Genomic DNA, 12,964 nt, shown 5'->3' with positions numbered 1-12,964 from the left:
ATAATATTAGCGATCAGATATCTACGACAATCTTACCGAAATGCGCTCCTGATTCCTGATGCCGGAAAGCATCAGCCAGCTTGGCAAGCGGGAAATGCTTGTCAATTACAGGTTTGATACCATTACTTTCAATGGCGGCAATCATATCACGTTGATGCGCCCGGCTACCAACGGTCAGCCCCTGCACCCGCAAGTTTTTACCCATTAACAGCCCCGTCTGCACTGGCCCGGCAAAGCCGGTCAACACGCCGATCAGGGCGATATGGCCGCCAATGCGCGTTGCCATCATGGATTGGTCAAGAGTGCCCGGTCCGCCAATTTCAACCACGCAATCGACACCCGTCCCACCAGTAAGCTCAAGCACTTTTGGTCCCCATGCTTCAACTTCTTTATAATTGATCAGATGGTCCGCGCCCAACTCCTTGAGCCGCGACAGTTTTTCATCCGAAGAGGATGTAGCAATAACTTTTGCGCCCGCCGCCTTGGCAAATTGCAGGGCAAAAATCGACACGCCGCCCGTCCCTTGCACCAACACTGTGTCACCGGGCTTTACGCAGCCATCAACAAACAGTGCGCGCCACGCAGTAAGACCTGCACAGGTCAGCGTCGCCGCTTCCGCTGCGCTATAACCCTTGGGCGCATGTGTCCACGAAGTCGTCGGCCCAACGGCTTGTTCACAGGCATAGCCGTCAATCCCGTCACCGGGCACCCGTTTGAAACCGCCCTCTGGCGGCGCGCCATCAATCCAGTCAGGGAAAAAGGTTGATACAACCGCATCGCCAACCTTGAATTCGCTCACCCCTTCGCCAACCGCCGTCACTTCGCCTGCCCCATCGGACATCGGAATCCGGTTTTCGGCTGTCGGTATCATCCCCTTCACCACTGCATAATCATGATAGTTGAGCGACGAAGCCCGCAGCCGAACCGAGATTTCCCCCGTACCGGGAGCCGCAGGATCAGAGATATCAACGAGCTTGAGATTATCGAGCGACGCAGGTGCGTGAAGTTGAATGGCTTTCATGGGTTTCTCCTAAAGGCTTTCCGTTCGGTGAACCCGAACTTATGTATGTCAATATGACATATTTGCCTAAAAGAGGTGATGAAACAAGTTCAACGTTACGAGTTACCAGAGAGTTATCAGCAGACCAACCAGCTTTATTCCCACTCAATCGTGCCCGGCGGCTTGCTGGTATAATCATAGACCACCCGGTTAATGCCCTTCACTTCGTTGACAATCCGGGTCGAAACACGGGTCAGGAAGCTGGCGTCAAACGGGTAAACATCGGCGGTCATGCCATCTGTGCTGGTCACGGCGCGCAGGCCACAGACATTGTCATAAGTGCGGTGGTCGCCCATCACGCCGACTGTTTTAACCGGAAGCAGCACTGCAAAAGCCTGCCAGATTGCATCATATAAGCCAGCGTTTCTGATTTCTTCCAGATAGATAGCATCCGCTTTACGCAAGATATCGCAACGTTCCTTGGTCACTTCTCCGGGTATACGGATGGCAAGGCCGGGGCCGGGAAACGGGTGGCGACCAACGAAAATCTCTGGCAAACCAAGCTCGCGGCCCAACTCACGGACCTCATCCTTGAACAATTCGCGCAATGGCTCGACCAGCTTCATATTCATGCGTTCGGGAAGACCACCGACATTATGGTGCGATTTTATCGTGACACTCGGCCCGCCGGTAAAGCTGACGCTTTCGATCACATCGGGATAAAGTGTCCCTTGTGCAAGAAAATCAGCACCCCCGACATTTTTTGCTTCAATCTCAAACACATCAATGAAGGTCTTGCCAATGAATTTGCGTTTCTTTTCGGGGTCTGTCTCACCTTTCAGGCCGTTCATGAACAAGGTTTCTACGTTCAGATTGACCAGCGGTATATTATAATGGCCTTTGAACAGACTGACTACCTGATCCGCTTCACCCATCCGCATCAGGCCGTGATCCACAAAAACGCAGGTAAGTTGATCGCCAATTGCTTCGTGAATCAGCACTGCCGCAACTGCGCTGTCAACGCCGCCGGAAAGCGCGCAGATGACTTTGCTGTCGCCAACCTGTTCGCGAATTTCCTTGATCTTGGCTTCTTTGAACTCGGCCATTGTCCAGTCGCCGGAACAGCCGCAAACATGACGGACAAAATTGGCGATCAAACGGCCACCATCGGGCGTGTGCACAACCTCGGGATGGAATTGCATGCCATAAAAGCGTTTCTCGTCATCCGCGATAATCGCAAAGGGTGCGCCTTCGGTAGTTGCGACGATACGGAAACCGGGGGCAAATTCTGTTACCTTGTCGCCGTGGCTCATCCACACCTGATGCTTTTCACCGACTTTCCACAAGCCGTCGAACAATACGCAGCTTTCCGAAATCTCGATAAAGGCACGGCCAAACTCGCCGCTTTCGCCGCCCTGCACCTGACCGCCCAATTGCGTGGTCATTACCTGTTGACCGTAACAGATACCAAGCACAGGAATACCGGCATCCAGAAACGCCTGCGGAATACGCGGGCTGCCGTCTTCTGTGACGCTTGCGGGGCCACCGGAGAGGATGATCCCCTTGGGCTTCATCCGTTCAAACGCCTCTTGGGCATTGTTAAACGGGGCGATCTCTGAATAGACTCCCGCCTCACGGACCCGGCGGGCAATAAGTTGCGTGACCTGAGAGCCAAAATCAACGATCAGGATGGTTTCTTCATGAGCTATGGACATGGATAAGCGCTTAATCTGACGCGCGGAAAGAGTCTATAGACTCTATAGCCTAGAATGGCAGAATCCTTGCTCTCAAAACTCCCCGGACGTGATCAGCAGCGTTATTTTGCCGCTTGCGGTTCGATCATCTCCCGCAATTCGGTTTTTAATATTTTACCGATATGGCTGCGCGGCAATTCGTCAATCAGATGAAGCTCGGAAAGGCGCTGCGTCTTGCCAAGCTGTTCATTGGTCGCTGTTTTCAAGGCTTCCAGATCCAGCGAGGCGCCTTCTTCTGCCACTACAAATCCAGCCGGTGTCTCTCCCCATTGCCGGGACGCGATACCAACTACCGCCGCATCAGCAACATCTGGCTGCGCCATCAATGCCTCTTCCAGATCGCGTGGATAAATATTGAAACCGCCTGAAATAATCATGTCCTTTGATCGGCCCATCAGGGTGACAAAGCCGTCTTCATCGACTTTGCCAATATCGCCCATCCGTTGCCAACGGTCACCATTTTCGTCATACCAGCTTGCCTGGGCGGTTTTTTCCGGCTGATTTTGATAGCCGCTCATCATCGTTTGCGAGCGCCCGACCAATTCGCCCATTTCACCGGGCGGCAAGCGATTCAGGTCTTCGTCTACCGTAATCACTTCGCTGCCACCCCATGGGATGCCGACAGTGTGCAATTTGTCCGGATGCGCGTGCGCTAGCAAAAGGCACACCACGCCGCCTTCGGTCATCGAATAGACTTCAATCAAACCGCCGGGCATACGTTTTAACACTTCAGCCTTTAATTCGGCGGAAAATGGTGCGCTAGTGCAATATTTATGGGTAAAGCTGCTCAAATCATAATCGTCAAAATCTTCAAAATCCATCAGCCGTTGATATTGCACGGGAACCAGCATTGTGTGGCTCGCGCGGTTTTCCTGCGCCAGTTCCAGCCATTTCCGGCAATCAAATTTTCGCATGAGAACAGCCGTCCCGCCATAAGCCATAGTGGGCAGAAAAACCGCAAGTGTCGTGTTGGAATAGAGTGGAGTGGATAACAGCGACACCTGACCCGGCTTGCCATATCCCGTATTCTCGCCCACGGCTATTTGATACCAGCGCATCTGGCGGCTGTGCACAATCCCTTTCGGCGTGCCGGTCGTGCCACTGGAATAGATGATATTGAACGGGTCTTTCGGACCAGCGCCCATATCTTTTGGCATAGCGCCTTCCCCGGCCATCCAGTCTTGCATCACCGGCGCGTCTTTCTCTGCCACGTCCAGCATGACATGTTTGAGCGGCGGCAGGCTGATCCCGCTGTCAATCAACTCCGCTCGCTTCGCGCTGTCGACAAATAAATGCATGGCTCCGCTGTCAGCCATCATATTAGCAAGCTGTTTGGGGGTGGCCGAGGTCGTTAACGGCGCCGCACAACCGCCTGCTGCAATGGCGCCAAGATAGGCAACCGCATAATGAATTGTCGTTGTGCCAAGAATCGATACCGCCTGCCCTTTTTCAAGCCCGTCGGCCTGAAGCTGCGCCGCGACGCGGTTTACCAATTGGGCTGTCTGTGCCCATGTCAATTTTTCTTCACCATCATCCAGCGCAACCCGGTCAGGCTGATTGACGGCATGGGCGTTGATAAGGTCGGCAAAATGTCCGAAGGGTTGTTCAAGATAAGTGACGGGGTTCAGGCTCATGTGACAATTTTCCGTTTGCAATGGATGGATGGCATAAAGAAATTACTTAACCCGCTACCAATTTGATAAAAGTGCTTTCGACCCAGCCGCTTTTACATGGGCCGTCATAATCACGCTTGGATCGGACGGGCGTAGAAACGCCACAATCTATGGTGTCTGTATCCTCTGCCGGAGCATAGACAATGCCCAGCCATTGTTGGTCATGGCTGCGGCTACAGATATGGACAAATTGTCCGATCGACAGGGCATCTTTGCGTTTTGCACGATCAAATGGTGCGATCAGAACTTCCAGCTCCGCTTCCCGCAGGTCAGCCACCCTGCCCATCCCTTGGCAAGCATCAAAGCGTGGCCCGCCTTCGCCAATACGCACAGGCCGTTCACCCGGGCTGGTTCCCACTCTTTCGGTCTGGCCGGTCGGGTTTTCAATATCCGTCTGGCTGTTTTGCAGGTCATCGCTAACCTCTGTGGTTTCAGAACAGGCGCTGGCGGTATAACCGATCAGGGCAAGAGCAAAAAGGGTTCTCATCATTCTTGCAGCCTAGCCTAATAACCACGCCGATGGAAAGATGAGAATGTTAAACCGGCTCAAAGAACAATCTGGGTCTGGGTCACAACAGCGACCAGCGTTCCATCATCCAGCGATATTCGCGTTTGCCAGACCGACTGTCTTTTCCCCACTTTCAAGGGAGTGGATTCGCCGTAAACGATCTGGCCTTGAGGCGCGGCGTTCAGGAAATTGGTTTTACTTTCGGATGTTGTGGTTCCGGCCGATCCTTCGGGTAAATTTGCAAAGCCGCCAAATGCGCCCAGAACATCGGCAAAAGTCATCACCGCACCACCATGGATAGAAGGTGTATTGCGGCCATTGCCAGCGGTGCAGATTTCTGGCCGCACCAGCATCTCCCCGCAGATTTTTTCTTTGGTCATTTCGGTAATTTTTATACCCATAGTCTTGGCAAATGGCACGATATCCGCAGGGTTCGTCATATGCTATTCTCCTCCCGAAATAATAGTCTAGAGGAGCATTTCAGCGGCGAACAGCACTGCTGCAAATGAAAACCGTTCAAATCCCTGTAACCAACTGAAAAACAAGTATTAAAATATCGGTTTTTCAAACAAACTCCTTGGGTTTCGAGGCGCATCAGGCTATGAGTATTATATGAGCGAAAACACAGAAAACGAGATTATGGAAAGCACGGATAGTGCCTCCAATGGTTCCAATCAAAATGACTATGGCGCGGATTCTATCAAGGTCCTGAAAGGCCTTGATGCGGTTCGCAAACGCCCCGGCATGTATATTGGCGATACCGACGACGGATCGGGTCTGCATCACATGGTGTTCGAGGTTTCCGACAATGCGATTGACGAAGCATTGGCCGGCCATTGTGACCTTATCCAGATCACTTTGAACCCTGATGGCAGTGTTTCTGTTGAAGATAACGGCCGCGGTATTCCTGTGGGCATGCACAAGGAAGAAGGTGTCAGCGCAGCCGAAGTCATAATGACCCAGCTCCATGCAGGCGGTAAGTTTGAAAATACTTCAGACGACAATGCCTATAAAGTATCCGGCGGCCTTCACGGCGTTGGCGTATCAGTCGTTAATGCCCTGTCCGAATGGCTAGAGCTAGATATTTGGCGGGAAGGTAAAGCGCATAATATGCGCTTTGAATTTGGCAATGCCGTGCGCTCGCTAGAAGTAACCGGCGATGCGAATGGGAAAAAGGGAACACGTGTCACATTTTACCCGTCGCCAGACACATTCAAAATTACCGAATTTGATTTTGACAAGCTCGAGCACCGCTACCGCGAACTCGCATTTTTGAATTCCGGCGTTCATATTCTGCTTCGTGATGCCCGCGGAGAGGAAACCAAGGAAATCGACCTGTTTTACGAAGGCGGAATTGCTGCTTTTGTGCGTTATCTTGACCGTAATAAAACGCCTATTGTCCCCGAACCGATTGCCATTCACGGTGATCGTGATGATGTCATTATCGACGTCGCGCTGGAATGGAACGACAGCTATTATGAAAATGTGCTGTGTTTCACCAACAACATCCCTCAGCGGGATGGTGGAACGCATCTGGCCGCTTTCCGGTCGGCGCTGACGCGAACGCTAAACAATTATGCCGAAAGCTCCGGCGCGCTCAAGAAAGAGAAGGTCAAGCTGACCGGCGATGATATGCGTGAAGGCCTGACTGCTATTGTGTCGGTTAAACTTCCGGATCCGAAATTCAGTTCGCAGACCAAAGACAAGCTGGTATCTTCTGAAGTACGCCAACCACTTGAAAGCCTGATGGCTGACAAGCTGGCTGAATGGCTCGAAGAAAACCCGCAGAATGCTTCCATGGTTGTTCAGAAGATTATCGACGCAGCTGCGGCGCGTGAAGCAGCGAAAAAAGCGCGTGAATTAACCCGGCGCAAAGGGGCGATGGATATTGCTTCCCTTCCCGGCAAACTAGCCGATTGCCAGGAACGCGATCCGACAAAATCAGAACTTTTTCTGGTGGAAGGCGATTCTGCTGGCGGGTCCGCCAAACAAGGACGCGACCGGCACTATCAGGCGATCTTGCCTCTCAAAGGTAAGATTCTTAACGTTGAGCGTGCGCGCTTTGACCGGATGCTATCATCGAAAGAAGTTGGCACCCTGATACAGGCGATGGGCACGGGTATTGGCCGTGAAGATTTTAACATAGAAAAGCTGCGCTATCACAAGATCGTCATCATGACCGACGCTGATGTGGATGGTGCACATATCCGCACATTATTGCTGACATTTTTCTATCGGCAAATGCCGGAAATCGTTGAAAACGGACATCTGTATATTGCTCAGCCACCGCTCTATAAAGTTGGCAAGGGCAAGAGCGAAGTTTACCTCAAAGATGATAACGCGCTTGATCAATATCTTGTCGATGCCGGTCTTCAAAATATGGTATTGCAAACCAGTGAAGGTGCGCGATCTGGTGAAGATTTACGCAGTCTGGTCGAACATGGCCGGCGCATGCGCTCGTTAATGGCCTATGTTCCGCGCCGTTATGACAGCACAATTGTTGAAGGCATGGCACTTACAGGTGCACTCAATCCTGAACATGGTCATGCCGAACGGCAAGCAGCGGTAGATACAGCCGCCGCGTGGATGGATGCTGTCGATGAAGAAGGAAGCTGGTCCGGCAAAGTTTCCGAGGAAGGGGGCTATCTGTTCGAACGTCTGTGGCGCGGTGTTACCGATCATCACATTATCGAAGCCAAGTTCCTTGAATCTGCCGAAGCACGCAAGCTTCATAGTCTTGCTTCTGAACAAAGCAGCACTTTTGCCAGCGGTAGCCGTCTTGTAAAAGGCGTGACTGAGGATGCCGATGCAGAGGAAGATATCACCGGATCACAGGGTATCTTGATAACGCGGCCATCCGAGTTGCTTGACGCTATATTGGCTGCAGGGCGTAAAGGCCTGTCGTTCCAGCGCTATAAGGGGCTGGGAGAGATGAACGCCGAACAGCTTTGGGAAACTACGCTGGACCCCGAAGTCCGCTCGTTATTGCAAGTGACAGTCGAACAAGCCGATGTGACCGACGAAATATTCACCAAGCTCATGGGTGATGTTGTCGAGCCCCGTCGCGAATTTATTGTGGATAACGCGCTGAATGTCGCCAATCTGGATATTTAAAACAGCAATATCTTAAAATTGCCGGCTAATGGTTAGTCGGCAATTTTTAGATCAACGGCATCAGCCATAAACCCGTAAATATCGGAATATTCTTCAATCAGCTTATCTGTCGGCTTGCCACTGCCATGACCTGCCCGTGTTTCGATGCGGATCAGATGTGGTTTGTCTCCGGTATCCAATGCCTGTAACCGTGCGGTATATTTAAAGCTGTGCCCGGGAACCACACGGTCGTCTGTATCAGCAGTTGATACAATAATCGCCGGATAATCCGTGCCATCTTTAATATTGTGATAGGGCGAATAGCTGAGCAGATTGCGGAAATCTGCTTCTTTGTCGGGATAGCCGTAATCATCTACCCAATAGCGTCCGGCAGTAAACCGGTCAAAACGCAGCATATCCATCACGCCCACAGCAGCATGACCGGCGGAGAACAGATCCGGTCTCTGGTTCATGACCGCACCGACAAGAAGGCCTCCATTGGAACGCCCTTCAATAGCAAGACCGTCTTTCGGCGTAATGCCTTCCCCGATCAGATATTCTCCCGCCGCGATAAAGTCATCAAAGACATTTTGCTTGTTTTGCAAGCGTCCGGCATCATGCCAATCCTTACCATATTCGCCGCCGCCACGCAGGTTGGCAGAAGCATAGACACCGCCCGCTTCAATCCACGCCATTTTTGGAGCGCTATATTCAGGCAAAAGAGAGATATTGAAACCACCATAACCATAAAGCAGGGTCGGTGCGCCTTCGCTTAGGTCAATGTCTTTCCGGTGAACAACGAACATCGGAATCTTGGTGCCATCCTTACTTTTGTAAAAGTGCTGCGAAACCATTATATTGTCAGGATCAAAAGGAATATCAGGCTGTGCCCAGACTTTCGGAGCACCGACATCATCAAAGCGATAGATGGTGGAAGGCCGGTTGAAACTGGTAAAGGCAAAAAATGCTTCGCTATCCTTGGCTGAACCATTGAGGCCGCCGACTTGTCCTAATCCGGGTAAATCCACAACGCCCTTGGGGCTGCCATCTAACGTAAATAGCTCCAGACGGCTTTTTGCATCATCAATATAATCAACCGCTAATGTTTCACCGACCAGGATTGCGTGATCGATCGTGGCAAGATGCTCTGGCACGATCTCTGTCCATTCGGGAGTTTCTGCGCTGACATCCGTTTTCATGATCCGTAAGCGAGGCGCGTCTTTGTTGGTCGCAAAATACAGCGTATCACCTACGCCATCGACAAGGGTCCAGTTATTTTCAAGCCCCTCGATAAGTTTACGTGTTTCAAGCTTGGGCGCATCAACCTTTATCAGGGTAATTTCATAGCGGTCATCCGTCCCGGACGATGATGTGATAACCACCCATTCCTTATCAGAAGTCACTTCTGCCATGTGATTAAGATCAGGCCGATCCGGGGTCGCGTAAACCTTTATGTCCTGATCCTGTTTATGGCCAATAATGTGTAGATATATCGTCTGGTTTTTGTTGAGCGATTGAAAAGCCTCTCCTTCTTCTGGCTTTGGGAAACGGGAATAGAGAAAACCCGTATTATCCGGCATCCACGCAAGATTGCTAAATTTGACCCATTCAACCGTGTCTTCCAATATTTTACCGGTAGCTACGTCAATCACTTTCACTGTGCGCCAGTCAGACCCACCGTCCTGAATTGCATAGACAAGCAAGCTACCATCTTCTGATGGCTTCCATTCTGCTAAAGCTGTTGCGCCGTCTTCGGACCATTTTGACGGGTCGATAAGGATGCGCTCTTCGCCTTCATTGCCATCACGAACATATAGTATTGCTTGATTCTGGCCGCCGCTCTTACGCTCATAAAAATATGACCCGCCAGCCTCGACCGGCACGCCAAGCGCATCATAATCAAACAGGTTCGTCATTGATGCAGCCAATGCCCCACGCCCATCCAGTTTTTCCAGATAAGCATCCGTAACCGCATTCTGGTCACGCACCCATGCTGCAACGTCCTGATCTTCCCGAACGTCATTTTCTAACCAGCGATAAGGGTCGGCAATTTTTTCGCCGAATTGATTTTCTACCACATCAACAATTTTGGTTTCGGGATAAGCCAAAGCATCATCTTTCGGTGTTGCACCGGTTTGAGCCAATGCAGAAATGGGGAGGATTGCAGTGCTGCTGGCCAGTGCCAGCGCAAGAAGATGAGTGATACGCATGTATAATTTCCCGAAAAGCAGAAGATACAATTAAAAAGAGGCCGCAAACTTATCGCTTGCAGCCCCCGATTTCAAATGAAACTGTCTTTCGAGAAGGACTTATGCCTCGTCAAATTCTTCTTCTGCATTCTGGTCTGGACCGCTGTCCTGACCTTTTGCATCCGTATCGCGGTCTACCAATTCGATAACCGCCATTGGCGCAGCATCAGAAGCACGGAAACCGGCACGGATAATCCGTGTATAGCCGCCGTTACGATCGCTGTAGCGCTCTGCCAATACATCGAAAATTTTCTTTGTCTGAACCTCGTCCATCAAACGCGATTGCGTGAGACGACGATTGGAAAGACCGCCTTTTTTGCCCAGCGTAATCAGTTTCTCAACATAAGGCCGCAATTCTTTGGCTTTGGGCAAGGTGGTCATAATCTGTTCGTGCTTAATCAATGCCGCAGCCAGATTTTTGAGCAAAGCCTGACGGTGGGCACCGGTCCGCTGCATACGGCGGCCCTTCATTCTATGACGCATATTCTTATTCTCCGTTCGTATTGGGGCCGTATGAGGTACCCCGATGCAGGCCGTTTTAAGGGTCGGCCCATTTCCCTTTCTAAGAAGCTCTCTCCATTATGGAGAGAAACCTTTAACCCAAAAGCTCTTGTTCCAGCTTCTTGGCCATTTCTTCAATATTTTCAGGTGGCCAGCCAGGAATATCCATGCCCAGACGCAGCCCCATGCTAGACAGCACTTCCTTGATTTCGTTCAAAGATTTGCGACCAAAGTTAGGCGTACGCAGCATTTCGGCTTCGGTTTTCTGCACCAGATCGCCAATATAAATGATATTGTCGTTCTTCAGGCAGTTTGCCGAACGGACCGAAAGCTCCAATTCGTCGACCTTCTTGAGTAGATAACGATTGAGCTGGTTGGCGTCGCTTTCCTGCTGGCTTTGCGCGGCGGCCATGCCGATGGGCGATGATACGCTTTCCAAAGCTTCTTCGAAATGGACGAACAGTTGCAACTGGTCCTGAAGAATACGTGCAGCATAAGCAATCGCATCTTCGGGTGTTACGGTGCCATCCGTTTCGATGGTGAGGTTCAGCTTGTCAAAGTCAAGCTCCTGACCAACACGGGCATTATCGATTTTATAAGAAACCTGACGGATAGGCGAATAAAGCGAGTCAACCGGGATCAAGCCAATGGGCGCATCAACGGGACGGTTAGCCACCGCAGGAACATAGCCTTTGCCGACATTGACAGTCAGTTCCATGTTAAACGATGCACCATCATCAAGATGGCAAATGATCAGATCGGGATTCATGACTTCAATGTCACCGGAAACCGCGATATCACCTGCTGTTACTGTAGCAGGGCCCGTTGCGGAAAGCTGCAAACGCTTGGCATCCTCGCCTTCCATTTTCAACGCAATTTGCTTGACGTTCAGAACGATATCGGTGACATCTTCACGCACGCCAGGAAGCGACGAGAATTCATGCAGTGCATTTTCGATTTTGATTGACGTTACAGCAGCGCCCTGAAGCGATGATAGCAAAACACGACGCAACGCGTTACCAATAGTCAAGCCAAAGCCGCGCTCAAGAGGTTCAGCTACGAAAGTAGCTTTGCGCTTGGGATCACCACCAGATTTTATATCGAGAACGTTGGGCTTTTTCAGTTCTTGCCAGTTCTTCATATTGACAGTCATGGACTTCCCCTAGTGAGTTCAAAGAGTGGGTTGGACCGTTACCACTCTGAATTACCAAAAATTGGGAACTACCGGCCGGATAGCTCCCATAAACATAAGCGGCTTAGACTCTGCGACGCTTGGACGGACGAACACCATTATGCGGGATCGGTGTCACATCACGAATCGAAGTAATGGTAAAGCCAACAGCTTGCAGTGCACGAAGCGCGGACTCACGGCCAGAGCCAGGTCCCTTAACTTCGACTTCCAATGTACGGACACCATGATCCGCCGCTTTCTTGCCTGCATCTTCTGCTGCAACCTGCGCCGCATAGGGCGTAGATTTACGAGAGCCTTTGAAACCCATCATCCCGGCAGAGGACCAGCTTATTGCGTTCCCCTGTGCATCGGTGATGGTGACCATCGTGTTATTAAATGTGGCGTTGACGTGTGCTACGCCTGCCGAAATATTTTTGCGCGCGCTTCTTTTTATGCGCTGCGGTTCGCGTGCCATGTAATCAATTCCTACCTATTATCCTGTGTTAAGCTGCCCGATCAATCTTATAATCCCTGGAGCAACCTGCCGGTGGCGAAATAGAAAAATCGGTCGCAAGGACCAATTCCCTGTCCTATTTCTTCTTACCAGCAATAGCCTTGGGCTTGCCTTTACGGGTGCGCGCATTGGTATGCGTACGCTGTCCACGAACAGGAAGTCCTTTACGATGACGAAGACCGCGATAGCAGGCCAGGTCCATAAGGCGCTTGATATTCATTGCGGTTTCACGCCGCAAATCACCTTCAACAGTCAATTCTGCATCAATGGTTTCCCGAATCTGCAAAATTTCCTGATCGGAAAGATCTTGAACCCGACGGGCCGGATCGATTTTCAGTTTTTCAACAATCTCGGCCGCTTTGGTGCGCCCGATACCATGAATATAGGTAAGCGAGATAATTACGCGCTTATTAGTTGGGATATTTACCCCGGCAATACGTGCCAATATATTTCTCCTGCTCCACAGAAACCGATTCGCCGGCCTCTATCTCATCGCTAAGT

At 51.0% G+C, this 12,964-nt stretch carries 11 protein-coding genes; 1 reads left to right on the top strand and 10 read right to left on the bottom strand.

Going from position 1 to position 12,964, the window contains the following annotated elements:
* Nucleotides 1–13 precede the first annotated feature (13 nt).
* The 5 genes from AB1K62_RS09555 to AB1K62_RS09535 form a co-directional block, all read right to left on the bottom strand.
* Nucleotides 14–1,021 (bottom strand): NAD(P)-dependent alcohol dehydrogenase, encoded by a 1,008-nt coding sequence (locus AB1K62_RS09555; RefSeq protein WP_367003260.1) that lies wholly within the window; start codon nucleotides 1,019–1,021, stop codon nucleotides 14–16.
* A 134-nt stretch (nucleotides 1,022–1,155) separates the two neighbouring features.
* The gene (gene guaA, locus AB1K62_RS09550) at nucleotides 1,156–2,715 is read right to left on the bottom strand and encodes a glutamine-hydrolyzing GMP synthase (protein ID WP_367003259.1); all 1,560 of its coding nucleotides are present in this window, start codon (nucleotides 2,713–2,715) and stop codon (nucleotides 1,156–1,158) included.
* Nucleotides 2,716–2,816: 101 nt separating this feature from the next.
* Nucleotides 2,817–4,388 (bottom strand): class I adenylate-forming enzyme family protein, encoded by a 1,572-nt coding sequence (locus AB1K62_RS09545; RefSeq protein WP_367003258.1) that lies wholly within the window; start codon nucleotides 4,386–4,388, stop codon nucleotides 2,817–2,819.
* A gap of 46 nt (nucleotides 4,389–4,434) precedes the next feature.
* On the bottom strand, nucleotides 4,435–4,917 hold the full coding sequence (locus tag AB1K62_RS09540) for a hypothetical protein (protein ID WP_367003257.1): 483 nt from the start codon (nucleotides 4,915–4,917) through the stop codon (nucleotides 4,435–4,437).
* Between the two features lie 56 nt (nucleotides 4,918–4,973).
* The gene (locus AB1K62_RS09535) at nucleotides 4,974–5,375 is read right to left on the bottom strand and encodes a PaaI family thioesterase (protein ID WP_367003256.1); all 402 of its coding nucleotides are present in this window, start codon (nucleotides 5,373–5,375) and stop codon (nucleotides 4,974–4,976) included.
* A 199-nt stretch (nucleotides 5,376–5,574) separates the two neighbouring features.
* Between AB1K62_RS09535 and gyrB the strand changes: the two genes are divergently transcribed.
* Nucleotides 5,575–8,049 carry a DNA topoisomerase (ATP-hydrolyzing) subunit B gene (gene gyrB / locus AB1K62_RS09530; RefSeq protein ID WP_367003357.1) on the top strand — a complete coding sequence of 825 codons (2,475 nt, stop codon included), beginning with the start codon at nucleotides 5,575–5,577 and terminating at the stop codon, nucleotides 8,047–8,049.
* A gap of 32 nt (nucleotides 8,050–8,081) precedes the next feature.
* On the opposite strand, the gene AB1K62_RS09525 is transcribed toward gyrB, so the two are convergent.
* The 5 genes from AB1K62_RS09525 to rpsM all read right to left on the bottom strand — a co-directional run bounded on the left by AB1K62_RS09525 (nucleotide 8,082) and on the right by rpsM (nucleotide 12,908).
* A complete protein-coding gene (locus AB1K62_RS09525) occupies nucleotides 8,082–10,238 on the bottom strand; it encodes a prolyl oligopeptidase family serine peptidase (protein WP_367003255.1) in 2,157 nt (718 codons plus the stop codon).
* 99 nt (nucleotides 10,239–10,337) lie between these two features.
* Complete coding sequence (gene rplQ, locus AB1K62_RS09520; protein WP_367003254.1) at nucleotides 10,338–10,760, bottom strand: 50S ribosomal protein L17; 423 nt, start codon at nucleotides 10,758–10,760, stop codon at nucleotides 10,338–10,340.
* Nucleotides 10,761–10,872: 112 nt separating this feature from the next.
* Nucleotides 10,873–11,931, bottom strand: a complete 1,059-nt coding sequence (locus AB1K62_RS09515) for a DNA-directed RNA polymerase subunit alpha (protein ID WP_367003253.1) — start codon at nucleotides 11,929–11,931, stop codon at nucleotides 10,873–10,875.
* A 103-nt stretch (nucleotides 11,932–12,034) separates the two neighbouring features.
* On the bottom strand, nucleotides 12,035–12,424 hold the full coding sequence (rpsK, locus tag AB1K62_RS09510) for a 30S ribosomal protein S11 (protein ID WP_367003252.1): 390 nt from the start codon (nucleotides 12,422–12,424) through the stop codon (nucleotides 12,035–12,037).
* Between the two features lie 115 nt (nucleotides 12,425–12,539).
* Nucleotides 12,540–12,908, bottom strand: a complete 369-nt coding sequence (rpsM, locus tag AB1K62_RS09505) for a 30S ribosomal protein S13 (RefSeq protein WP_367003251.1) — start codon at nucleotides 12,906–12,908, stop codon at nucleotides 12,540–12,542.
* Between the last annotated feature and the right edge of the window lie 56 nt (nucleotides 12,909–12,964).

Source organism: Parasphingorhabdus sp. JC815 (assembly GCF_040717415.1).
GTDB lineage: Bacteria > Pseudomonadota > Alphaproteobacteria > Sphingomonadales > Sphingomonadaceae > Parasphingorhabdus.
This window is presented reverse-complemented; position numbering and strand designations above follow the sequence as displayed.